Source organism: Segeticoccus rhizosphaerae, assembly GCF_005222685.1.
In the GTDB taxonomy this organism is placed as follows: Bacteria; Actinomycetota; Actinomycetes; order Actinomycetales; family Dermatophilaceae; genus Segeticoccus; species Segeticoccus rhizosphaerae.
The window spans coordinates 1-20,460 of record NZ_SWMA01000005.1 but is presented as its reverse complement, the minus strand read 5'-3'; the positions used below and the strand labels follow the sequence as shown (position 1 = coordinate 20,460).

Genomic DNA, 20,460 nt, shown 5'->3' with positions numbered 1-20,460 from the left:
TCGCCCCTGCGCTGACTCAGTCGGCCCGCTGGACCGCCGTCTGGTCCTCCAGCTTGGCCGCGGCGGCGTCCAGCCAGGTGCTGCAGTGCTCGGCCAACGCCTCACCGCGTTGCCACAGGGCCATGCTCTCCTCGAGCCCCAGCTGGCCGCCCTCGAGGCGAGCCACGATCGTGATCAGCTCGTCGCGGGCCTGCTCGTAGCCGAGGTCCTTGATGTCCTCCAGCTCGGGGGTGGGGGCGGGGGCCGGTGCCGGCTCGTGCCCGTCGGTCGCGTCCTTGCCTGCTGACATGGCAGACAGCCTAGAGGGGGCCGGCGACAGGACGCACCGCGAAGTCTCCTCGGGCCACCCGCACGCGCAGCAGCTCATCCACCTCGACCTCGGCGCGGTCGGAGACGACCCGGCCGTCTGCGTGCTGGACGACCGCGTAGCCGCGCTCGAGGGTGGACAACGGGGAAAGCGCACGCACCTGGGCCCTCAGGTGGCCGACCTGGTCGGCGGCGCGGTCCACGGCGGCACGGACGCGGGAGGTGGCCCGCGCGGTGAGCCGGTCGAGCTCGTCACGACGCGTGGCGATCATGGTGGCGGGTTCGGCCATCACCGGTCTGCTCCGCAGGGCCGCCAGCTGGTGCCGCTCGTGGCCGACCCGTGTCTGCAGGGCGCGACGGCCCCGCTCGCGGGTGGCCGCCACGCCGGCCAGCTGCTCGCCGACGTCAGGGACGATCCGCTTGGCCGCGTCGGTGGGGGTGGAGGCGCGCACGTCTGCCACGAGGTCGAGCAGTGGGGTGTCGACGTCGTGTCCGATCGCGCTCACGACAGGGGTGCGGGCCGCGGCCACGGCTCGCACGAGCGCCTCGTTGCTGAACGGCAGCAGGTCCTCGAAGGCACCACCCCCGCGGGTGATCACGATGACGTCGACGGTGGGGTCGAGGTCGAGCTCGCGCAGGGCGGCGCCGACCTCGGTGACCGTGTTGGGTCCTTGCACCGAGACCTGCTGGATGACGAACTCGACGCGGGGCCATCGGCGTCGGGCGTTCTCGACGACGTCCTTCTCCGCCGCGCTCGCCCGGCCGCAGACCAGACCCACCCGGCGAGGGAGGAAGGGCAGCGGTCGTTTGCGGTCCTCGTCGAACAGCCCCTCCGCGTGCAGCAGCCGCTTGAGGTGCTCCAGCCGGGCCAGCAGCTCACCGACCCCCACCTGACGAACCTGGCGTGCGTCGAGGTTGAGCGTGCCGCGCTTGGTCCAGAACGTCGGCTTGGCGTGCACCACGACTCGGGCACCCTCGCCCACGTGGCCGGCCATTGCGTCCAGCGTGTTGGCTCGCACGGTGATGGACAGCGACATGTCGACGTCGGTGTCGCGCAGCGTCAGGTAGCACATCTGCTGTCCCGGTCGGCGGTTGAGCTGGACCACCTGACCCTCGACCCACAACGGCGACATGCGGTCGACGTAGTCGGCGATCTTCATGCTCAGGGTGCGCACCGGCCACGGCCGCTCGGCGGTGGTGTCGGCCGCCTTCTCCGGCAGAGGCGCGGGGCTGCTCACGCTGGTCACCCTAGTGGGGCCCTCCGACGCGGCAGGGTGGCGTGGCCGCCCTCCTGCCCACGAATCGGCTTCCGTGGCGCGGCCACCTACGATGGAGCCGTGACTACCGCCTCGAAACGTGTCCTGCTGGCCGCCCCGCGCGGGTACTGCGCCGGCGTCGACCGAGCCGTGGTGACGGTCGAGAAGGCCCTCGATCTCTACGGACCACCGGTCTACGTCCGCAAGGAGATCGTGCACAACAAGCACGTGGTCACCACCCTGCGCAAGCGGGGTGCCGTCTTCGTGGACGAGACCGACGAGGTGCCCGAGGGCGCCACGGTGGTCTTCTCCGCCCACGGGATCGCACCGGTCGTGCACGACGAGGCCAAGGCCCTGTCGCTCAAGACCATCGACGCGACCTGCCCACTGGTGACCAAGGTGCACCGCGAGGCGGTCCGCTTCGCCGATGACGACTACGACATCCTGCTGATCGGCCACGAGGGCCACGAGGAGGTCGTCGGCACCTCCGGCGAGGCGCCTGACCACATCACCCTCGTGCAGAGCCCGGAGGAGGCCGACCGGGTCGAGGTGCGCAACCCGGACAAGGTCGTCTGGCTCTCGCAGACCACGCTGTCGGTCGACGAGACGATGGAGACGGTGCGCCGCCTGCGCGAGCGCTTCCCGGCGCTGCAGGACCCGCCCTCGGACGACATCTGCTACGCGACCCAGAACCGTCAGCTCGCAGTCAAGCAGATGGCGCCCGACACCGACCTGATGATCGTGGTCGGCTCACGCAACTCGTCCAACTCGGTGCGGCTGGTCGAGGTGGCGCTCGAGCACGGCGCAGGGGCCGGCCATCTCGTCGACTACGCCGACGAGATCGACGAGGCATGGCTCGACGGTGTCTCGACGGTCGGGGTCACCAGCGGCGCCAGCGTGCCCGAGATCCTCGTCCGTGAGGTGCTGGCCTACCTCGCCGACCGGGGCTACAGCGACGTCACTCCGGTCGTCGCCGCGGAGGAGAGCCTGCTCTTCGCGCTGCCCAAGGAGCTGCGTCGAGACCTCAAGGCCCGGGGCGGCCAGGACGCGGTCACGGTCCGGCACGACGCCGGTTCGTTGCACTGACACCCGGGTCCTGAAGCACCCAACCGGGCCAGCGGCCGAGACGTCTCACCGGAGGAACCCGACGACCCGGTGAGGAGCACCACCATGGCATCCGAGCTGTCTCGCAGGACGGTGCTGCGGGCCGTTGGTCTGGCCGCCGGGGGAGCCGCGCTCGGCCTCGCCTCCGCGTGCCAGAGCAGCCCGGGCAGCTCATCCTCTCCGCCGACCAGTGGTGCCGCCGGGCGCGGCGCCAGCACGGCGGGGGGCAGCACGAGTCCGGCCTCGCCCACCTCGACGACGGCGACTCCCTCCACCAACGGTGCGACCTCGAGTGTTCCTCCTGCCACGGCGACTTCGAGTGCTGCCACCACCGGGCCCTCCGCAAGCTCCCGCCCCGGCGGCTGGGCCGGCCTCGCAGGTCGGCTCGAGGGCAAGCTCTACCGGCCCCGGACGCCCGGGTTCGGTTCGGTGGCACACGGCTACAACCCCCGGTATGACGACCGCTCACCCGCCGCTGTCGCCCGCTGCGCGGGCGCGCAGGACGTCCGCACGGCCGTGGAGTGGGCCATCGCGTCCGGGACGCCCTTCTCGGTGCGTTCCGGCGGGCACTCCTACACGGGCTGGTCGACCTCCACCGATCTGGTCATCGACGTCTCGGCGTTGGACCAGGTGACGGTGGACCGGGGAGCGCGCACCGCCCGGATCGGCGCCGGCGCCCGGTTGATCGACGTCTACCACGCGCTCGCCGCGCAGGGGTTCGGCGTCGCGGCCGGCTCGTGCCCGTCGGTCGGGGTCGCGGGACTGACCCTCGGCGGCGGCATCGGCGTGCTCTCGCGGGCGTGGGGCCTGACCTGCGACTCCCTCGACGGAGCGTCGGTCGTGCTCGCCGACGCCAGGTCGCACCGCGTCGACCGCGACCACCAGCCGGACCTGCTCTGGGCCCTGCGCGGTGGTGGCGGCGGCTCGTTCGGCGCGGTCACCTCGTTCGACCTCGCGCTGCGCCCGGCACCGCGGGTGCAGACCTTCTACCTCACCTTCCCGTATGCCGCGGCCGCGGACGTGCTGGACGCGTGGCAGCGCTGGGCGCCACGGGCGGACCGGAGGCTCTGGGGCACCTGCCACCTGGCGGCAGTGCCCTCTTCGGGGAGTCGTTCGATCTCGGTGGCGGGCACCTGGATCGGCCCGTCCAGCACGCTGGGCACGCTGCTCGACACCTTCGTGCGCCGCTGCGGCACGCAACCGGGCTATCGGTCGGCCACGCCGCACTCCTACGAGTCCGCGATGCTGCTCGAGGCGGGCTGCGACGCCTACGCGCCGTGCCACCTGGCGCCGCAGGGCTCGCTCGGCCGGGAGCCGATGTCGGCCACCTCCTCGATGTTACCGAAACCGTTGGACAGCAAGGGGATCGCGACGGTGCTCGACCGGATCGACGCGGGGTTGGGAGTGACCGCGGCCGGCGCCACCGCCGTGGCCTTCGACAGCCTCGGCGGTGCCGTCGACGACGTGTCGGCGACCGGCACGGCATACGGGCACCGGGGTGCGATCGCCAGTCTGCAGTACACCGCGACATGGAGCGAGCGGCATGCCCTGAAGGACCCACGGCCCATGGACGACTACGTCCGGGGCTTCCGTGCCGCCCTCAAGCCGTGGTGCGGTGAGGCGGCCTACGTGAACTACCAGGACGCGGCGATCCGCGACTACGGCCAGGCCTACTGGGGCAGGAACTACCGGCGTCTGCGCGAGGTCAAGCGGCGTGTGGACCCGCGCGAGCACTTCACGTTTCCCCAAGCCGTCCGCCCCTGAGGCCCTCCACCGCGACGCCGCGTCCGGTGCGGGCCGGCCCGGGCCACAGCTGCCGAGGCGAGCCTCGGGAGGCGTCTCAGGCGGAGTCGCGCCCCTGGGCCCGAGTCCGGTCGGCGGTGACCCGGTCCAGTTCCAGATCGAGGTCGAGCTCGGGTCGGCACCCTTCGTCCGCCACCGCGTCGAGCAGCTCAGAGGCGGTCAGAGGGCGCGGGGAGTCCTCCACGGGCAGGAGGTCGGCGAGCGGCTCGGGCTCCAGGTCGAGCTGGTGCATCTTGCGGGCCGTCACCAGCACCCGGCTCTCGAGGGCGCCGACCATCGCGTTGTAGGACTCGACCGACCTGCGCAGGGCAGTGCCCATCTTGGTGGCGTGGCTGCCCAAGCTGCCCAGCCGCGCATACAGCTCATTGCCGAGGGCGAGCAGCTCGCGGGCGCTGGTGGTCAGGGCATCCTGCTGCCAGGTGAACGCCACCGTGCGCAGCAGCGCGAGCAGGGTGCCGGGGGAGGCGAGCACGACCTTCTTGGCCATCGCCTCCTCGAACAACCCCGGGTCGGCCGCCAGGGCAGCGGCCAGCACGGCGTCTCCGGGCACGAAGCAGACGACCATCTGCGGCGTGGTCCGGAAGGCGGTCCAGTAGGCCTTGGCCGCCAACGCGGTGACGTGACCGCGTAGGGCGGTGGCGTGCGCAGCCCGCAGTCGCTGGCGCTCGGCGGGGTCGAGGCCCTCCGCCTGCGCGGCCAGGAAGGCGGTCATCGGGGCCTTGGCGTCGACCACCAGGCACTTGTCGCCGGGCAGGTGCACCAGCACGTCGGGTCGCACCCCGCGCTCGTGCCTGCTGACCGCGCTGACCTGCTCGTCGAAGTCGCAGCGGGCCAGCATGCCGGCGTGCTCCAGGACACGGCGCAGCTGCACCTCGCCCCACGTGCCGCGGGTGGTGGAGGCGTTGAGCGACCCGGCGAGGCTGCTTGTCGCGGCCCGCAGCTGCTCGGTGGTGCCGGTGACCTCGGTCAGCCGGGCTCCCAGCTCGCCGAACTGCAGCTGCCGGTCGCGCTCGAGGCTGCCGACCTGGCGCTCGACGCGGGTGAGGGCCTCGCGCAGTGGGGCGAGGACCGACGCAGTCTGCATGTCGTCGCGCAGGGCGGCCTCGAGGTCGACCACGCGCTCACGCAGGAGGTCTCGTTCGGCTGCGATGGCGGCCGACCGGGCGACGTGCCAGGCGCGCAGGGCCAGCCAGGTGGCGGCCACACCGAGGGCCAGGCCGAGGAGTGCCGCGAGGATGAGGTCCATGCCGACACCGTGGCAGACGCCACTGACAACCTGCTTGACCCACGCGGTGCCACGGGCAGACTGGGCCGGGTGAGCAGCAACAACCACGAGCGCGTCAGTGAGATCCGGGCGAGCGCCTTTGAGTTCGACCGTTCGATCGAGCTCCGGCCGGACCCCGTGGGGAGCCTCAGTTCGTGGACCGCGCAGCTCGGCGCCGGTTGGCGGATCGCCAACGCCGTCAACGGTGGCCTGTTGCTGGCGTTGGCGGGGAATGCGCTGCGGCACGAGCTTGACGGCGACCGGGGGCACGGCGACCCGTTGTCGATCAGCGCCTACTATCTTTCGGCGGCGGAGCCGGGCGCGGCAAGGCTGTCGACGGAGACCCTGCGCGCGGGCCGGCAGATGTCGACCGGGCAGGTGTCGATCAGCCAGGACGTCGGCGGCACGCGGGTGGAGCGGCTGCGCGCCCTGGCGACGTTCGGCGACCTGCCGCCGGCCGGTGACGCACCGCCGAGTTGGACGGCACCCGAGATACCTCCTCCCGAGGCGTGCGTCCGGGCCTCGGAGGCGCCGGCCGGCCTCCTCAAGCACGCAGACTTCCTGGAACGCGTGGACGTGCGACTGGACCCGGCGACCGCCGGGTGGGCGACCGGGCGGCCGTCGCGTCGGGGGCAGATCCGCGGCTGGCTGCGGATGCCGGACGGTCGCGAGCCGGACCCGCTTCTCCTGCTGCTCGCCGTGGATGCCCTGCCGCCCGTGGGGTTCGACCTCGGCCTGGCCGGCTGGATGCCGACCCTCGAGCTGACCACCTACGTGCGGGCCCGTCCGGCGCCGGGTTGGCTGCAGCTGGCTCTGACCAGCCGGTACCACGCGGGTGGTTTCCTCGAGGAGGACGCCGAGGCCTGGGACTCCACCGGCCGGCTGGTCGCCCAGTCGCGCCAGCTGGTGCGGACCACCGTTCCCAGCCGCTGACGCCGAGGGCGCCGAGGACCGCTCACCGGTGGCGGGGCGACGAGCTCACCGTCGGGCGAGTGAGCGCCAGGTGACGGGGCCGACGATCCCGTCGGCGGTGAGCCGGTGGGAGCGCTGGTAGGCGATGACGGCGGCCCTGGTCCTGGGGCCGAAGTAGCCGTCCGCGGTCAGGCGCAGGGCCTTCTGGAGCGCCGTGACCGCGGCGCCCTTCGAGCCCTGCAGCAGCGTTGTCCTCGTGTAGGGGTTCAGCGCCGGAGCCTGCGGTTTGGGTTTCGGTGCGGGCTTCGGTTTCGGCGTGCTGTTGATGGTCGGCTTGGCCGGTTGTGCTGCCAGAGTGCGCCAGGTGACGGGGCCGACGATGCCGTCGGCGGTGAGCCGGTGGGAGCGCTGGTAGGCGATGACGGCCGCCTTGGTCCTGGGGCCGAAGTAGCCGTCGGCGGTCAGGCGCAGGGCCTTCTGGAGCGCCGTGACTGCGGCGCCCTTCGAGCCCTGCAGCAGCGTTGTCCTCGTGTAGGGGTTCAGCGCCGGAGCCTGCGGTTTGGGTTTCGGTGCGGGCTTCGGTTTCGGCGTGCTGTTGATGGTCGGCTTGGCCGGTTGTCCTGCCAGGGTGCGCCAGGTGACGGGGCCGACGATGCCGTCGGCGGTGAGCCGGTGGGAGCGCTGGTAGGCGATGACGGCCGCCTTGGTCCTGGGGCCGAAGTAGCCGTCGGCGGTCAGGCGCAAGGCCTTCTGGAGCGCCGTGACGGCGGCGCCGGTGGACCCCTGCCGGAGCGTCGTCTTCGAGTACCACGCATACGGATTCGAACTCGTGGCAACCGGTGGAGCCGGTGCGGGCGTGGCCTGGGGAGTCGTCGCGGTGGCGAGTCGCACCGACCGGGTGGCCGACACGGACTGGGCGAAGTCGTTGCCGCCCAGATAGCGCACCTGGTAGGCGGCGGCGTTGCTCTGGGCATACGTGAACCGGTAGGAGGCCGCGACGGAGCTGGTGGTGGTGGTCGCCACCTTGGCCCATGTGCTCGATCCCTCGGTCCGCTGGTAGAGCGTGACCCGAGCCCTGGTGACCGGCTGTCCGGTCAACGACCGCAGGTGTCCGCTGAAGCGCCCGGCACTGCCCTTGGCGAGCGATGACGGCGCCGTGAACGTCGGATGGGTCCCCGGGTGCGCCACCGCCCTCAGCTCTGCGGCGGTGCCGTTGAACCGGTTGAGGTCGACGGCCGACTTGATGCCGGCCACGCGCCCCGTCGAGGAGTACTGCCAGAACAGCCAGGTGGCCCCGGCGAACATGTCGGGATTCTGCTTGCTGGTCCAGTGCGCGACCCAGAACGGGAAGGTGATCAGGCTGAACGCGTCCGAGCCGATCTCCTGGCCCCAGAAGTACGGCGAGGTGTAGATCACGGGGATGCGTCCGGTCAGGGACTCCACCGTGGTCAGCCAGGTCTGGGCCCAGGTGCGCAGCTCGCTCGCGCTCAGGCCACCGTCGGTCTCGAGGTCGAGCACCGGCGCGAGGTCTCCCACGTCCTGGTGCCGGCCGGCGGCGGCCACGAACGCCCTGGCCTGCTCCTGCGCCGAGCCACTGCGCCGGCTGGGCAGGGCAAAGTGGTATGCCGCCCGGTAGAGCCCCGCCCGCTCCGCGCCTGCCCAGTTGGAGGCCAGGTAGCGGTCGACCGTCGTGCCATAGGTGGCGCGGATGAAGACGAAGGAGCGCCCGCTGGATCGCACGGCGTTCCAGTCGATCCCGGCACCGTAGGGCCGCTGCCACACCGACACGTCGATGCCGAGCGGTCTGGTGTCCGTCGTCGCGGCACTCGTGGCCGGTGCCGACGCGACGGCGAGTGCCGCGGTGGTCAGCACGGCCACACATCCGGCGGCGATCCGGCGCCGGGCGGGACCGGTCAGGGCAGGCGGCATCAGCGGAGCTCCTTGGGGGCATGGAGGGGGTGACTTCGACGGCCGACGACGGCTTGGGAACCGCCGGGACCAGTGAGGTGCCAGTGACTGGAGTGACCCGGCGGTCACACTATGACGGAGGTGCTCACGCCGTGTCGATATCGCTTTGGTCACAGTTCGGACACTGTCGGCGTGTCGCGGGCAGTCCTGTGCGGTCGGCCGCTAACGGGCGTTCCGCCCGGAACCCACCTCGGCTGCCGACGTGGTGCCGGTCCACCCGGTGTGCCGGCCCGGAGGATGGCCGCGAGCCTGCCCCGCGGCCATCCGTCCGGTCAAGGGGTGAGGCGGCGCAGGTCCCGCGGGAAAAGCGTGACCTCGCGGATGTTGTCCGCCCGGACCAAACGCCCGGTCCACCGTTCGAGACCGATCGCGAAGCCGCCGTGCGGCGGCATGCCGTGCCGGAACGTCTCGACGTATGACGCGTAGGGCTCCAACGGTTCGCCGCGTTCCTCGAGTGCCCGCAGGTAGTCCGAGTGACGATGCAGCCGCTGGCCACCGGTCACCAGCTCGAGCCCGCGGAAGAGCAGGTCGAAGCTGTTGCTCCACCGGGTGTCACCCGGCTGTGGATGCGTGTAGAAGGCCCGCTTGGCGAGCGGGTATCCCTCGACCGCCAGGAAGTCGGACCCGTGCTCGCGTAGCGCCCACTCTCCGAGGGCCCGCTCGTGGGCGGGGGCGAGGTCGGGCTCGTCGTCGGGCGCGCCCACGATGCGCAGGGCCTCCGCGAAGTGGATGACAGGGATCTCCGCCGGGACCTCGGGGACCTCGATGTCGAGCAGCTCCACTGCGGCGGCAGCTCGTTCGTGCACCGAGATGACCATGCCCGCGAGCACCTCACGCAGCACGGCCAGCACGTCACGGTGGTCTCGGATGAAGCCGAGCTCCACGTCGAGGGAGACGTACTCGGCCAGGTGCCGCACCGTGTCGTGCGGCTCCGCCCGGAACACCGGCCCGACTTCGTAGACCCGCTCGAACACCCCGACCAGCATCTGCTTGTAGAACTGTGGCGACTGGGCGAGATAGGCCGGCCGGCCGAAGTAGTCGACCTCGAAGACGTTCGCGCCCGACTCCGTCGCCGACGCGACGAACTTGGGACTCGTCACCTCGGTGAAGTCGAGGGCATCCAGAGCGTGGCGGAATCCGGCCACCGAGGCGGCGGCGAGCTGCCACTTGGCCTTCTGCGTCGGGTGGCGCCAGGTGACGGCCCCGTGGTCCAGCAGCGTGGGCAGGCCGGCGCTCAGCGTCGGCCGCCACAGCTCGACCGGTGGCGTTGCTGCCGGCTCCGACAGGGCCACCAGCGCCGGCTCGGCGATCTCCCTTCCGCCCGGTGCGCTGGCGTTCGCCGTCGCGACGCCGCTCACCTCGACCACGGTCTCCTCGCCGAGCGACTCGACCTGCGCGACCACGTCGGGGTCGCGCACGACGACCTGGGCGAGCCCGCTGCGGTCGCGAATCACCAGGAAGGTCACCGACGCGAGGCGTCGACGCCGGTGGATCCAGCCGCTGACGCGGACGGGGGAGCCGGGCGGCGCCGAGGGGAGCTCGGAAGCCAGCGTGCGGCATACGGATGTGTTGCTCATGTCACCTCCAGAAAGTTTCCAGGCCCTGGAGGTGTGGGCGGAGGGCAAGCTCGCGGTGCCACCACACCTTCGCCGCCGCGGAAGTGCGCCGGCCTCGCTCGGCCGATGCGACGGCCACCCGGTCACCGCTCGGGAGCTGTCTTCGACCGCGGGCTCGCCGGCCACCTTCCCAGCTACCGGTGGCTCTCTGTGCGACGACGTCCCGCGACTACTCGGTCTCCCTCGTCGCGCTGACTCGCACAGCGTAGCCGCCGCTCTCCCGCGCCGTCACATCGATGTTGCTGGGGAAGGGCGTCATCGGTGACGCCTCGTCGCAGCAACAACCGGGGACGAGTGGTCGGCACGTGGCGGACGCTGGTGCGCGGACGGCATACGCTTCGGCGGCGACTAGACTCCTGTCCCCGTGGCACTCACTATCGGCATCGTCGGGCTCCCCAACGTCGGCAAGAGCACGATGTTCAACGCCCTGACCAAGAACAACGTCCTCGCGGCGAACTACCCGTTCGCGACCATCGAGCCCAACGTCGGCGTCGTCCCGCTGCCCGATCCTCGGCTGCAGACGCTCGCCAGGATCTTCGGTAGCGAGAAGATCCTGCCGGCGACGGTGTCGTTCGTCGACATCGCCGGCATCGTGCGCGGTGCCTCCGAGGGCGAGGGGCTGGGCAACAAGTTCCTGGCCAACATCCGCGAGGCCGACGCGATCTGCCAGGTGATCCGGGTCTTCCGGGACGACGACGTCGTGCACGTCGACGGCAAGGTCAGCCCGTCAGGCGACATCGAGACGATCGAGACCGAGCTCATCCTCGCCGACCTGCAGACACTGGAGCGGGCACTGCCGAGGATCGAGAAGGAGGTCAAGGGCAAGAAGTCGGATCCCGCCTTGCTCAGCAACGCGCAGGCCGCCCAGAAGCTGCTCGAGCAGGGCACGACGCTGTACGCCGGCGCCGCTGCGGCGGGCATCGACGTCGCCGCGATCCGCGAGCTGTCGCTGCTGACCGTCAAGCCGTTCCTCTACGTCTTCAACGTCGACGAGGACCAGCTCTCCGACGACGCGCTCCAGGCCGAGCTGTCCGCGATGGTCGCGCCGGCCGACGCGATCCTGCTCAACGCGAAGCTCGAGATGGACCTCGCGGAGATGGACGAGGAGGAGGCGCTCGAGCTGCTGCAGTCCTTCGGCGCCAAGGAGTCGGGCCTGAACCAGTTGGCGCACAAGGGATTCCACACCCTCGGCTTGCAGACCTACCTCACTGCCGGGCCGAAGGAGTCACGCGCGTGGACGATCGGCAAGGGCTGGACCGCGCCCCAGGCGGCCGGCGTCATCCACACCGACTTCCAGAAGGGCTTCATCAAGGCCGAGATCGTCTCCTTCGAGGACCTGGTCGAGGCGGGGTCGATGAACGCGGCCAAGGCGGCCGGCAAGGTCCGGATGGAGGGCAAGGACTACGTCATGGCCGACGGCGACGTGGTGGAGTTCCGCTTCAACGTGTGAATCCGCGCGTTTGCGCAGCTCAGAGTGGGCGTGGCCCCTCCCAGTCCGCACACAGTCCGCAGGGTGATTAGCGTGATGGGCTCGATGTGGCCGCTCGGAAGTGCATCTCCGGACCCCGGGCCCTGCCAGTTGCCCTCTCCACCCGGCCGATTAGGCGGGGAAGTGGAACGTCGGCGCGTAGTTCACTCCGCCCTGGTGCTCGTAGACGGTCACCGGGGGGAGAACGTTCCACCGGTGCCCCAGCAGCAGGGCGACGCCGGCCGGTCCGGCCATGAATAGGTGGATTCTCGTCGCGTCGGTCTCCCTGACCTTGGCGATCAGAGCGTCCTGGAGCGCGGTGACCCAGGACGTGGCCCAGGCGGCGTCGACAACCGACACCGGGCCGACGCCGGTCTCGCCGGTGACGGTGTACAGGCGTCCGGCTGGAATGCCGGACGCAGTGACGTAGTCGCGGACGTCGGCTGTGGGATCGTGGCGGAGGGCGACGCAGACGACGAGATCCTCGCCGTTGCCGGGGATCAGTTCGTCGGTGAGGACCACCAGCCCGGCGGATCCGCCCCTAGCGTCGCTGGCCCACTCGACGCCGTCCTGGTTCAGCGAGATGATCCAGCGCCGCACCCCGGGGAGGGTCCGGCCGATCGCGAACCAGACCGGGAGACGGACGGACGCGACGACGTGGACCCGGCGGGAGGTGAACGCCTCAAGCGTCCGAGCTGCAGACGCGAGCCGTGGGCGCACGATCGCGTCCCAGGCGGTGGGGTCGGTGATGGTCCGCCGCTCGAAGGCGTCGCCGTCGGGGTAGAGGTCGGTGAAGTCGACGCGGGCGTTCGGGAGCTGCCGGGACTCCTCGCGGTCGATGCCGTGCACGGCCAGGACCAGGGTCCCGTCCTGGGCCAGGAGGTCGCGGTCCTCAAGGCGCCGTCGGGCCTCGGCGACGGTGACTTCTCCGACGCCGTCGGTGACCCAGTCGCTGACCATGCGCAGGGCGCTGGTGACGGCCTCGTCGTCCCCGCGGAACCCGTTGAGCCGCATCAGGTCGGAGATCCGCTCGCGCCAAGCGTTCTCGGAGCCCTCGTTGCGGAAGGTCACGCTGGAGAGAAACTCGAGGACCTCAGTACGCTCCGTGCCTAGGTGGGTCGCGAAGGTCGTGAGGAGCCGTCCGAGGGTGGTCTGTGGTCGATCCAGAGCGTCGTGAAGCTTGGTCGGGTCGAGGTGATCGGACTTCTTGTCAAGTGCCTTGAACAGGGCGGAACCGTGGTCGAAGTTGCGGTTGGTCACCAGCTCCAGGTTGAACGGTTCTCCACCATCGGTCAGCTTGCGCCAGGTGGTGTGGAAGGCCTGGAGTGGAGAGACGCCCTGCTTCGCCCTGGGCGTTGTCAGCCACTGGTCGTCGATGACCTCGCCGCCGTAGTTGCTGGACTTCACCTGCATCCAGGTCCCCGGCAGTCCCTCGGCGCGCCGTAGTACGACGTCGTCGAACGCGCCGCCGTCGGGGTCCTCGATGCTTACGCTCTCGGCGTGCTCGTCCTGAAGGGCCTGAAGAACTGTGTGCAGGCCGACCGCATGCTGCAGATTGTCGCCCCTGATTGCGGCGGCGCGGGCTGGCAGTGATGCGGGGGTCCGGCGGAGGGATGTCGTCATTGTGGGTGCCTTGGGCTCAGGTTGCGGGCCGGTCCTGGAAGGGCGGGGTGGGGGTCATGTCCTCGGCAATGGCGAGGATGTGGTCGGCGGATAGCGCTGTGTCGGGATAGGCCTCGAGAATCGCAGTCGGGACGAGGCGCTGGGTGAGGTCGGAGTAGGTGAAGCCGGACTGTCCGGCTGCTCGTTCGCCGGTCACCAGGACGAGCTTGTCGATCGCGTCGTTGTCGAGGTCGAAGCCAGTGAGGGCATCGGTGAGGACCGCGCGGCGCTGGTCGGCGTCGGGCCGGTGGAACTCGAAGACCGCGGCCGCCCGACGTCGGACGGCAGGGTCGAGCGCGGCGAGGCGGTTGGTGCACATGACCACCAGCAGCGGAATGCCGGAGCCTGCGAAGTCGTCGATCCCCGCAAGAAACGCGTCCACGCCTGCACGGTCTTCGTGGTGCATCTGGCTGGCCTCGCGGGACTGCACCAGCGCGTCAGCCTCGTCGATGACCAGGATGGTGACGCCGCGGAGGCGTCCGTCGGCGCCGCGGCCGAGCTTGGCCTCGCGTGTAACGGTCGCGAAGGCCTCGGCGATCAGCGTGGTCATCTCGCCCACGTGCCCGGTCCCTCGCGCCGACAGCTTGAGCCGGTACAGAGTCACCGGAACGTCGAGGTGGTCGCCGAGGTCACAGCCAAAGCTCTCCGCGAGCGCGGACTTGCCGGAGCCGACGTCGCCGGCGAAGACGAGCAGGGGGGCGCGATCGCGGAGGAGGGTGAAGGCCTGGTGGTCGCCGGTCAGGCCGCGGTGGTGGGTCGCGGCCCACCGGGTCAGGACGTCGGGGTTGGCGAGGACTGCGGCCTCCTTTCGCAGGCGGATCTTGACGTCGTCGAGGCCGACGAGGCGGCGATACCTGTCGTAGCGGACGTCGTCGGGGAGCTCGATCACGGGGTGGAAGAGGTCGGTGTCGCTCATGGTTGCTCCGGGGGTCGTGGGAGTGCGAGCGAGGTGCTGGCCCTCCCGGTGAGTCAAATCGCGCTGTAGAGGCTGCGGTCGAGGCCGTGACCGCCACGGGAGTACTGGGAGGTGTTTCCGTACGAGCCGGCGTAGGCCGTGGGCTCGGTGCCGGGCGTGCGGTCGATGGGCAGGGCTGCCTTGAAGCTGACGCGCTCGGCGTCGGTCAGGGCATCGAACGCGCTGTTGTGGCTCAGGAAGCTGTGGAACTCGTAGGGCGCGGTATCGAGGGCGCTGGGGAGACCGCCGGGCACGTCGTCGCGGAGCTGGCCGCCCGCGACGGCGGTGTAGCGCAGCCGCAACTTCCACTCCCCGCCGTCCTTGAACCCGAAGTCGACGTAGTTGAGGTAGCCGGACTTGAGGTACTGGGCAGTCTCCTCGACGTAGTTGGGGATCCAGTCCAGGCGCGGACGGCCGTAGCGGGCGTTGAGGTTACGCAGGTCGGCGCCGAGCTTGCTGGCGATGTAGCGGGCCTCGGTGATGGTGAAGGTGGCGGTGCGGGTCAGCGAGTAGGTCATATCAGGCCACCGAGAAGGTCGGGCCGAACAGGGTGCGCCATGCATCGACGGCGCTTCCCTTGCTGGCGGTGGTGCTGGCCCAGGAGACCTGGTCGAGGGCCTGGCTGCAGCGGTCCACGATGCGCTGCCGGTCGTAGTCGGTGTAGGCGCGGACGACGTTGTTGTCGGGGTTCACCGGGTCCCAGACCTGCATCGCGTCGTAGCTGTGCTGCACCTGCGAAGTGGCGTAGAAGTCGGTGAACATGATCGGCTGCTTCAGCCCGGTGGTGACGATGTAGCCGAGGATCTGCTCGAACGCGCGGGGGTAGTTCTTGGTCGCCAGCGGTTCGCCGTTCCAGCCGTGGTCGTGGAGCTGGGCGACGAGGAGCTCGACGAGGAAGCTCTTGAAGCGGAGCTCCTGCCCGGTGGCGGCGGACTCGTCCTTGATCCGGCGGATGAACTGCTTGAAGAGCCGGATGAGCTCCTTGAGCTCGGGGCCGGCCACGCGACCGCGGCTGTTGAGGAACTCCAGGTGCTGGGTGACCGAGGTCAGGACCCTGTCGCCGGATTGGGTCACCAGGTGGCCGCGGTCGTCAGGCTGGCCCTCGTAGAGCACAGGGGCGACGTCGATCTTGAGCCCGGTGCCGTGCATGGTGATGCCGACGGCGTGGTGGGAGATCTTGAAGTCCTCGGCGTCCTTGGTCTTGCCGTAAACCTCCTTGCACCGCTCGAGCAGCCAGTTGAGCAACTGCGCCTCGTTGACCTGGAGACCGCCGACGGCGGACGCCCGCACGTAGGCCGCGACGTCGGTGTCGGAACTGGTCTTGATGGCGGTGTGCTTGGCGACGCTGCCGGAGCCACGCATCTTGACCAGGTCGTAGTCGGGATGGCTGGCGATATAGGTCTCGAGGCGGGTGCGGAGGTGGGCTACCTGGTCGCGGCGCGCCTTGGCCTTCTCCTTGGGGACGTTGACCTTCTCGACGGCGTACGTCGAGAGGGCGTCGTGGTCGACATGGTCGTGCACGGGTTCCTCCCGGGTGTCATGAGTGGTACTCAAGACGGGGCCCGAGGGGCGTGATGCTGATCTCGCGGGGAACTCGCGTCGTACGCGTGCGTAACTGCACGGGGTGCCCTACAGTGGAAAGCGACCAAGCAAGTCCACGTAGGCCCTGGATCAGACATCACGTCGACCGCCAGGGCCTTCGTCTTGTCAGAGCACTCTTCGGTTTTGTACCCGCAGGCGGGCTTCTACAGGCTAGCGGTGCGCACCGACAGGTCGGGGCGGGATAATGACAGCGATGTAGTTATCCACAGCATAACAACACGCGGACGTCAGGAACCAAGATGTCGTGGTCCCATCTCGTTTCGAGCACTAGATGTGGGCGTGCTTGATGCAGTGAGGGCGTCTGCGCTGGGCATCTCCGCTCAGCCTCGACTCACCGGTCTCAGTGGCCACATGCGTGACAGCGCCTGTGGACAATTCTGTTATCTAATTGTTACCTAACGAGTTGGTGATCAGAATCGAGGGGCCCGCTCAGTACCGGCGCTGTGAGGCGCAACCCGCTCACCCGGGAGAGTGGGGGCGGATCCAGGGCAGCGGCTCACTCAGCCTGGCCTCGCCCCCGTTCGGCCCGGGCCGCGGCAGGCTGGCCGAGCGACGCGGAGATGATCGACTCCGCTGCCTTCCTCGTGCGGTCCTCGGCCGTCGGCCAGAGATGCGCGTAGGTGTTGAGGGTCGTTGTTGCCTTGGCGTGGCCGAGCGAACGTTGGACGGTCACGACGTCGCACCCGGCCGCGATGAGGCCGGTGGCGTAGAAGTGCCGCAGGTCGTGGAGCTTGATGCCGGACAGGGCGGCATCGCGCAGCGTCTTGCGCCACCAGTAGCCGACGGTGTTCTGGTGCGGTGGGTCGTCGCCGTCCCCGGCGAAGAGCCACCGATCCTTGCCGGTGGTGCCGTGAGCGGTGACGTGCTCGGCGAGCACGCTGACGAGAGTGTCGGCGAGGTAGACGACGCGCTCTGAGCCGTACTTCGGTGCCCGTACGTCGATCGCCCCACCGTTGACGCGTTGCACCTGGCGGGAGACCTTCAGCGACCTGCGGAGGAAGTCGACGTCGCCGAGCTGGACCCCGGCCGCCTCCCCCAACCGCAGGCCGGCGAAGGCGTAGAGGGCGATGAAGGGCTGGAACCGTTCGTCAGCTACGGCCATGAGCTGCCCGACGTCCTCCGGAGTGGGGATCGACATGGCTACGTCCGCGCGACGGCCGCGGGGGAGGCGTACGCCGTCGGTCGGGTCTGTGCCGATCACCCGGTCCTTCACTGCGGCGCGGAATACCGATCTGACGTTGACGTACCGCGTCTGGATGGTGCCGGGGGCGAGCCGGGCGGCGGTCGCGCGCGGCCGAGTTGGAGGCGGACCCGTCGATCGGTCTGACCTGGACGAACTGGACGCACGGCTGGTTTCGCGCTGGGGCTAGTCCGTCGGATCGAGAGGGGCATTCAGATGTTTCTCATTATTGACTTAAAAGGTTGGATGACTAAAATGAGAAACATGCCAGCCCCTAGCCCGTACACGAGCCCCGAGCAACAGGCGGACCTCGAACGCCTAGGCGCCCGGCTGCGCGAACGCCGAAAGGCCCTCGGTGTCACGGTAGTTGCCTGTGCCGAAGCTGCTGGCGTTTCGCGTGTCACCCTGCACAGGATCGAGGCCGGCAACCCCTCGGTCACGATCGGCGCCTACATCAACGTTGCAGCCGCACTCGGACTCCACCTCGTCGTCCCGATCCTCGACGCTCCAGCAGCAGAACCGGCGACGATCACGGTCGGCGACTACCCCGGCCTGCGCACGCTGGCCTGGCAGACCGACGCCGGCACCACCATCACCGAGACGGAGGCACTCAACCTCTACGAACGCGGTTGGCGACACCTGAACCAGGAAGCCCTCACCGATCACGAGAAGGCGTTCATCCAGCACCTCGCGGACACCTACAGCAACGGGAGGCTCCTTGTTTAGGCGACTGCACCACCAACGGGTGGCCGAGGTGCTGTCGATGCTCGACGCACCGCTCCTGGCCGAGCACAACTGCTGGTTCGGAGGCGGCACCGCGATCGTCCTCGCCAACGATGAGTTCCGCGAATCGGTCGACATCGACTTCCTGGTCTCCGACCAGCAGTCGTACAGACAGCTGCGCCAGATCGTCAGGGACCATGGGCTCGACGCTCTGGCTACACGCGAACTGGACGTGGGTCGAACACCTTCTGTCGACGGCTACGGGATCCGGACGTCGGTGCTCGTAGCAGGGGTTGCGATCAAGTTCGAGATCATCCACGAAGGACGGCTCGACCTCGACACTCCCTCGCCAGAGGATGAAATCTGCGGCGTACGGATCCTGACGCGAACCGACCAGGTCGCAAGCAAGCTGCTCGCCAATGACGACCGCTGGGCAGACACGTCGACGTTCAGCCGCGACCTCATCGACCTGGCCATGATGAAACCCGACACGTTCGCCCTGAAGGCCGGCGCGCGCAAGGCGGTCGATGCATACGGCAAGACGGTTGGCGAGAGCCTCAACAAAGCAGTCACCTACCTCCAAGATCGCCCGCAACGTCTCGACGAATACATCCGAGCACTCAAAATCGACGCGCCCCGAGCGGCTGTCTGGCAGAGCATCCGCGACCTGTCCGCAAGATCCGCGAAGATCGAAGGTCTAGGTCGGGGCTCGAACTAGCCTGACGTCATGTCGGTGAGTCCGCGACGAATGACCTCAGGGTCTCCGACCGTCCAGCGGTCCGCAAACAGTCCGCAAGAAGTCACGCGGAGCCCATTTCTGACCAACGGCTGCCAACGACTCGTGGACGGCGTTTGCCCAGGTCAGAGACCCTTCTCCGGCTGTTTTCAACGATGATCGAAGGTAGCTGAAACACCCGGTTTTCGTTCCGCTTCAACGTGTGAGTCTGCTCGTCGCGCAGTTCAGGGCCAGTTCGGTCGCCGGGGGCGGCACCACGGTGGATCTTCACTCGGCCACCGCTTGACGAAGATGGCGCGCGCCGCCGAGCTGGGCGAGTTGTTGACCGAACCGCGGCCGGGAAACAGACTCTTGGTGACCCACTGGTCAGCCATTGGGCGCGAACAGAGCGGAGAAGCGAGATGGGTCTTTCTAACGCCAAGGTCGAGCCGGCGGTACCCGTGTCTGACCTCGCGAGGGCCAGGGAGTTCTACGAGGACAAGCTCGGCCTATCGGGAGGCAGGGAGATCGGCGACGGCGGGATCACGTACCCGTGCGGCGCGGGCCGTGAGATCCACATCTACCCCTCGCCCGCCAACGCGGGGAAGTCGGGCGGCACGATCGCCGCATGGGAGGTGGAGGACCTCGAGAAGACGGTGGATGAGCTCACCGCCAACGGCGTCAGCTTCGAGCAGGTCGACGGTGACCGGATCAAGACGAATGAGAAGGGAATTGCCGAGTTGGGCGAGGACCGGATGGCCTGGTTCAAGGACCCCGACGGCAACGTCTTCGGCATGGCCCAGCTCTGACAAACCTGTTGCTGCCGCATCGGGCAGCCCGGCACGCTGGCGGCCATGACTGGCCACACCGCCCTGCTCGCCGCGTATGACGCGCAGCTCCGGACCGACGCAGAGACCGTCGGCGCCCTGTCGGTGACCCGGCACGGCCCGTTGTGGCTGGTCACCTTCGACGGGGGTAGGGGATTCATCACCTACCGCGACCTGGGCGGAGCCCATGCCGAGCAGGTCAGGCAGCTCGTGGCCGAGGCGCTCGCCCACTTTGCCGCCGACCCCTTGATCACCCGGGTCGAGTGGAAGTCACGCGGACACGACCGCGCGCCGGGGCTGCACGAGGCGCTCCTGGCCCACCGATTCGTCCCGGAGGAGCCGGAATCCATCATGATCGGCGAGGCCCGGATGCTCGCCGTCGACGTGCCGCTGCCGGACGGGGTGCGGTTGCGCCAGGTCACCAGTGAGGGCGACGTGCTCGCGATGGGCGCCATGCAGGGCGAGGTTTTCGAGGACCCACACTGGCGCGAGCGGTCCGATGCGGCGATCCGCAGGCTGGAGCGTGGTGACGGGATGGAGCTGTGGGTCGCCGAGGCCGAGGGCCGCGTCGTCTGTGCCGGACGACTGGATCCCGTGCCTGACACGGACTTCGCCGGGATCTGGGGCGGGGCCACCTTGCGGCACTGGCGGGGTCGGGGGATCTACCGCGCCCTCACCGCGGCGCGGGCCAGATCGGCGCTTCGGCTCGGCAAGACTTTCATCAACAGCGACTCGACGGAGTTCTCCCGGCCGATCCTCGAGCGCTCTGGTCTGGCGAAGGTCTCGACCACGACCCCATACCAGTGGAGCCGCTGACTCACGGCACCAACAGCAGCCGGGTCACGCCTCGGCGACCACAGCCAGCTCCGGTTCGCTGTGGGCCGCTGAGCGCATGGCTCGCATGATGTCGCCGGCAGCGTTCGTTGAGTTCGCGCACCAGGTGCATGTTCGATCGCACCAGTTCGGCGGCGCTGGTGGACCGGCGCAGGCGTCGCGAAACGGAGGGGCTGTCGGTGGTCGCCCCTAGTACTACAGCCGCACTTAGTTTTTGCTGGTCCCGCGTGTCGACTGTGTGAGACTGGGAATTCACCGGCATGTT

The 20,460-nt window shown here is 69.4% G+C and carries 19 protein-coding genes; 8 read left to right on the top strand and 11 right to left on the bottom strand.

The genetic code is table 11. From position 1 onward, the window contains the following. Nucleotides 1-16 precede the first annotated feature (16 nt). Together FCN22_RS05470 and xseA are read right to left on the bottom strand one after the other, a co-directional pair. Entirely contained in the window at nt 17-289 is a 273-nt protein-coding gene (locus tag FCN22_RS05470; protein WP_137120545.1) for an exodeoxyribonuclease VII small subunit, read from the bottom strand. Between the two features lie 10 nt (nt 290-299). After that, the gene (gene xseA, locus FCN22_RS05465) at nt 300-1,544 is read right to left on the bottom strand and encodes an exodeoxyribonuclease VII large subunit (protein ID WP_137120544.1); all 1,245 of its coding nucleotides are present in this window, start codon (nt 1,542-1,544) and stop codon (nt 300-302) included. A gap of 99 nt (nt 1,545-1,643) precedes the next feature. On the opposite strand from xseA, the gene FCN22_RS05460 reads away from it, so the two are divergent. Together FCN22_RS05460 and FCN22_RS05455 are read left to right on the top strand one after the other, a co-directional pair. Further along, on the top strand, nt 1,644-2,648 hold the full coding sequence (locus FCN22_RS05460) for a 4-hydroxy-3-methylbut-2-enyl diphosphate reductase (protein WP_137120543.1): 1,005 nt from the start codon (nt 1,644-1,646) through the stop codon (nt 2,646-2,648). A gap of 84 nt (nt 2,649-2,732) precedes the next feature. Beyond that, on the top strand, nt 2,733-4,430 hold the full coding sequence (locus FCN22_RS05455) for an FAD-binding oxidoreductase (RefSeq protein ID WP_137120542.1): 1,698 nt from the start codon (nt 2,733-2,735) through the stop codon (nt 4,428-4,430). Nucleotides 4,431-4,506: 76 nt separating this feature from the next. On the opposite strand, the gene FCN22_RS05450 is transcribed toward FCN22_RS05455, so the two are convergent. Further along, a complete protein-coding gene (locus FCN22_RS05450) occupies nt 4,507-5,715 on the bottom strand; it encodes a DNA recombination protein RmuC (protein WP_137120541.1) in 1,209 nt (402 codons plus the stop codon). 69 nt (nt 5,716-5,784) lie between these two features. On the opposite strand from FCN22_RS05450, the gene FCN22_RS05445 reads away from it, so the two are divergent. Further along, entirely contained in the window at nt 5,785-6,666 is an 882-nt protein-coding gene (locus FCN22_RS05445) for a thioesterase family protein (RefSeq protein ID WP_137120540.1), read from the top strand. Between the two features lie 45 nt (nt 6,667-6,711). Here the strand turns inward: FCN22_RS05445 and FCN22_RS05440 are convergent, their stop codons facing one another. Together FCN22_RS05440 and aspS are read right to left on the bottom strand one after the other, a co-directional pair. Next, a complete protein-coding gene (locus FCN22_RS05440) occupies nt 6,712-8,574 on the bottom strand; it encodes a peptidoglycan-binding protein (protein WP_137120539.1) in 1,863 nt (620 codons plus the stop codon). Nucleotides 8,575-8,885: 311 nt separating this feature from the next. Next, nucleotides 8,886-10,190 carry an aspartate--tRNA(Asn) ligase gene (gene aspS / locus FCN22_RS05435; RefSeq protein ID WP_137120538.1) on the bottom strand — a complete coding sequence of 435 codons (1,305 nt, stop codon included), beginning with the start codon at nt 10,188-10,190 and terminating at the stop codon, nt 8,886-8,888. Between the two features lie 403 nt (nt 10,191-10,593). Between aspS and ychF the strand changes: the two genes are divergently transcribed. Continuing rightward, a complete protein-coding gene (gene ychF, locus FCN22_RS05430) occupies nt 10,594-11,679 on the top strand; it encodes a redox-regulated ATPase YchF (protein WP_137120537.1) in 1,086 nt (361 codons plus the stop codon). 150 nt (nt 11,680-11,829) lie between these two features. Here ychF and FCN22_RS05425 read toward each other — a convergent pair whose 3' ends face one another. From FCN22_RS05425 to FCN22_RS05405, 5 genes are all read right to left on the bottom strand, one after another. Next, complete coding sequence (locus FCN22_RS05425) at nt 11,830-13,320, bottom strand: SAVED domain-containing protein (RefSeq protein WP_137120536.1); 1,491 nt, start codon at nt 13,318-13,320, stop codon at nt 11,830-11,832. A 16-nt stretch (nt 13,321-13,336) separates the two neighbouring features. After that, entirely contained in the window at nt 13,337-14,275 is a 939-nt protein-coding gene (locus FCN22_RS05420; protein WP_137120535.1) for an AAA family ATPase, read from the bottom strand. 53 nt (nt 14,276-14,328) lie between these two features. Next, nucleotides 14,329-14,832 (bottom strand): HORMA-1 domain-containing protein, encoded by a 504-nt coding sequence (locus FCN22_RS05415; RefSeq protein WP_137120534.1) that lies wholly within the window; start codon nt 14,830-14,832, stop codon nt 14,329-14,331. Between the two features lies 1 nt (nt 14,833). Further along, entirely contained in the window at nt 14,834-15,835 is a 1,002-nt protein-coding gene (locus tag FCN22_RS05410; RefSeq protein ID WP_137120533.1) for a CBASS oligonucleotide cyclase, read from the bottom strand. A 577-nt stretch (nt 15,836-16,412) separates the two neighbouring features. Continuing rightward, nucleotides 16,413-17,054 (bottom strand): site-specific integrase, encoded by a 642-nt coding sequence (locus FCN22_RS05405; protein WP_202911425.1) that lies wholly within the window; start codon nt 17,052-17,054, stop codon nt 16,413-16,415. Between the two features lie 306 nt (nt 17,055-17,360). Here FCN22_RS05405 and FCN22_RS05400 point away from each other — a divergent pair, with 306 nt between their 5' ends. From FCN22_RS05400 to FCN22_RS05385, 4 genes are all read left to right on the top strand, one after another. Then, nucleotides 17,361-17,822, top strand: a complete 462-nt coding sequence (locus FCN22_RS05400) for a helix-turn-helix domain-containing protein (protein ID WP_202911424.1) — start codon at nt 17,361-17,363, stop codon at nt 17,820-17,822. A 19-nt stretch (nt 17,823-17,841) separates the two neighbouring features. Further along, complete coding sequence (locus FCN22_RS05395) at nt 17,842-18,537, top strand: nucleotidyl transferase AbiEii/AbiGii toxin family protein (RefSeq protein ID WP_202911423.1); 696 nt, start codon at nt 17,842-17,844, stop codon at nt 18,535-18,537. A gap of 419 nt (nt 18,538-18,956) precedes the next feature. Beyond that, nucleotides 18,957-19,343 (top strand): VOC family protein, encoded by a 387-nt coding sequence (locus FCN22_RS05390; RefSeq protein WP_137120531.1) that lies wholly within the window; start codon nt 18,957-18,959, stop codon nt 19,341-19,343. A gap of 45 nt (nt 19,344-19,388) precedes the next feature. Then, nucleotides 19,389-20,177 carry a GNAT family N-acetyltransferase gene (locus tag FCN22_RS05385; RefSeq protein ID WP_137120530.1) on the top strand — a complete coding sequence of 263 codons (789 nt, stop codon included), beginning with the start codon at nt 19,389-19,391 and terminating at the stop codon, nt 20,175-20,177. 1 nt (nt 20,178) lies between these two features. On the opposite strand, the gene FCN22_RS22115 is transcribed toward FCN22_RS05385, so the two are convergent. Beyond that, a partial coding sequence (locus tag FCN22_RS22115; protein ID WP_238384543.1) for a hypothetical protein occupies nt 20,179-20,460 on the bottom strand: 282 nt, incomplete at its 5' end.

What these genes read in the sequence shown, in the direction of transcription:
- FCN22_RS05470 (WP_137120545.1), bottom strand. Translation starts at nt 289, where the DNA reads ATGTCAGCAGGCAAGGACGCGACCGACGGGCACGAGCCGGCACCGGCC.
- FCN22_RS05455 (WP_137120542.1), top strand. Translation starts at nt 2,733, where the DNA reads ATGGCATCCGAGCTGTCTCGCAGGACGGTGCTGCGGGCCGTTGGTCTG.
- FCN22_RS05450 (WP_137120541.1), bottom strand. Translation starts at nt 5,715, where the DNA reads ATGGACCTCATCCTCGCGGCACTCCTCGGCCTGGCCCTCGGTGTGGCC.
- FCN22_RS05440 (WP_137120539.1), bottom strand. Translation starts at nt 8,574, where the DNA reads ATGCCGCCTGCCCTGACCGGTCCCGCCCGGCGCCGGATCGCCGCCGGA.
- aspS (WP_137120538.1), bottom strand. Translation starts at nt 10,190, where the DNA reads ATGAGCAACACATCCGTATGCCGCACGCTGGCTTCCGAGCTCCCCTCG.
- FCN22_RS05425 (WP_137120536.1), bottom strand. Translation starts at nt 13,320, where the DNA reads ATGACGACATCCCTCCGCCGGACCCCCGCATCACTGCCAGCCCGCGCC.
- FCN22_RS05420 (WP_137120535.1), bottom strand. Translation starts at nt 14,275, where the DNA reads ATGAGCGACACCGACCTCTTCCACCCCGTGATCGAGCTCCCCGACGAC.
- FCN22_RS05415 (WP_137120534.1), bottom strand. Translation starts at nt 14,832, where the DNA reads ATGACCTACTCGCTGACCCGCACCGCCACCTTCACCATCACCGAGGCC.
- FCN22_RS05405 (WP_202911425.1), bottom strand. Translation starts at nt 17,054, where the DNA reads ATGTCGATCCCCACTCCGGAGGACGTCGGGCAGCTCATGGCCGTAGCT.
- FCN22_RS05400 (WP_202911424.1), top strand. Translation starts at nt 17,361, where the DNA reads ATGCCAGCCCCTAGCCCGTACACGAGCCCCGAGCAACAGGCGGACCTC.
- FCN22_RS05390 (WP_137120531.1), top strand. Translation starts at nt 18,957, where the DNA reads ATGGGTCTTTCTAACGCCAAGGTCGAGCCGGCGGTACCCGTGTCTGAC.
- FCN22_RS05385 (WP_137120530.1), top strand. Translation starts at nt 19,389, where the DNA reads ATGACTGGCCACACCGCCCTGCTCGCCGCGTATGACGCGCAGCTCCGG.